The 1,652-nt window shown below is 66.0% G+C and carries 2 protein-coding genes; one reads left to right on the forward strand and one right to left on the reverse strand.

Translation table 11 applies throughout. The annotated features are described in order from the left end of the window. Positions 1–277: GntR family transcriptional regulator (locus EOA28_RS35115; protein ID WP_148671078.1), on the reverse strand; the 277-nt coding region annotated here is incomplete at its 3' end. Positions 278–392: 115 nt separating this feature from the next. Between EOA28_RS35115 and EOA28_RS35120 the strand changes: the two genes are divergently transcribed. Further along, entirely contained in the window at positions 393–1,640 is a 1,248-nt protein-coding gene (locus EOA28_RS35120) for an MFS transporter (protein WP_128315818.1), read from the forward strand. Positions 1,641–1,652 lie beyond the last annotated feature (12 nt).

Here is a 1,652-nt window from a genome sequence, read left to right on the forward strand (position 1 = left end):
GCGCCGCGGACAGGCGAACCGCCGCGATCTCGACCGCCTCGCGGTAGACGGCGATCTGTCCGAGTTCCGCGAGGTTGATCGGCGCCACCGTCCAGCCGCGGCCGTCGCGGCCGATCAGCCCTTCCGTTTCCAGGCGCAGCAGCGCCGCCCGCACCGGCGTGCGCGAAGCGCCGAACCGGCTCTCGATCCAGCGCTCGGTCAAACGTTCGCCCGGGCCGATCTCCAGCCCGAGGATCATCTCGCGAAGCTGCCTTTCGACATTCTGCATCTGCGACATTGTCGGTCCGATCTTCAAAGCCGCATTGACAGCGACAAATGCCAGGTCCATGACGAATACCGGTTTGGTATCCCAAGTTGGGATCCATAACAATCCCAGCAGTGGCAAGTGTGACATGACGCCCAGCGAAACCGGACAGAGCGGCTTCAACATCCATTGGCGACGCAATCTCGCCGTCTGCTTCGCCGGCTCGTTCAGCACGCTCATCGCCATGACGCTGCTGCTTCCGTTCCTGCCGCTCTACGTCGAGCAGCTTGGCGCCGAAGGGCACGCGGCGATTGTGCAGTGGTCGGGCATCGCTTATGGCGCGACCTTCTTCGCGGCCGCGCTGGTGGCGCCCTTGTGGGGCCGGCTGGGCGACCGCTACGGCCGCAAGCTGATGCTGGTGCGCGCTTCGTTCGGCATGGCGATCTGCATGTCGCTGACCGGCATGGTTGAGAGCGTGTGGCAACTGGTGCTGCTGCGGCTGCTGATCGGCTTTGCCGGCGGCTATTCCTCGGGCTCGACGATCCTGGTGGCGATGCAGACGCCGAAGGAGCGCTCGGGCTGGGCGCTGGGCGTGCTGGCGGCGGGCATCACCGCCGGCTCGCTGGTCGGACCGCTGCTGGGTGGCCTGCTGCCGCCGCTGATCGGCATCCGCGCGACTTTCCTGCTCTCCGGCGGCGTCATCTTCCTGGCGTTTCTGGCGACGACTTTCCTGATCAAGGAGAATCCGCCGCCGCCCAAGCCCGCCTCGGCGGCGAGCCCGAAAAGCGACTGGTCGCAGATCCCCGACAAACGGCCGATCGTCGCCATGCTGGCAACGGGCATGCTGCTCGCCTTCGCCACCATGTCGATCGAGCCGATCATCACCGTCTATGTACAGCAGCTCGTCGATGACCAGAGCAAAGTGACCATGGTCGCCGGCGTCGTCATGTCGGCGGCCGCGCTCGGCACCATCCTGTCCTCGTCCTGGCTGGGCAAGCTCGCCGACCGCGTCGGCCACTGGAACGTCGTGGTCGGCGCCCTTGCCGTCTCGGCCTTGCTGCTTATCCCGCAAGCCTTCGTCACCAATGGCTGGCAATTGATCGGCCTGCGCTTCCTGATGGGCCTGGCGCTGGGCGGATTGTTGCCCTGCATCACCAGCGTCATCCGGCACAATATCCCCGACGGGATCGGTGGCAACGTGCTTGGCCTGGCAATCTCGGCGCAATATGTCGGCCAAGTCGCGGGGCCGCTGTCCGGCGGCTTCGTCGGCGGGCATTTCGGCATGCGCTCGGTGTTTCTGGGCACAGCGGTGCTGATGGCGCTGGGCGCTGCCTACAACTGGATTGTCCAATCGAGGCGGGCGCGGCATATGCTGATCGAGGCCGGCGAGTCTTGATCGGCCTTCCGC

The organism is Mesorhizobium sp. M2A.F.Ca.ET.067.02.1.1, from assembly GCF_004023285.1.
In the GTDB taxonomy this organism is placed as follows: Bacteria; Pseudomonadota; Alphaproteobacteria; order Rhizobiales; family Rhizobiaceae; genus Mesorhizobium.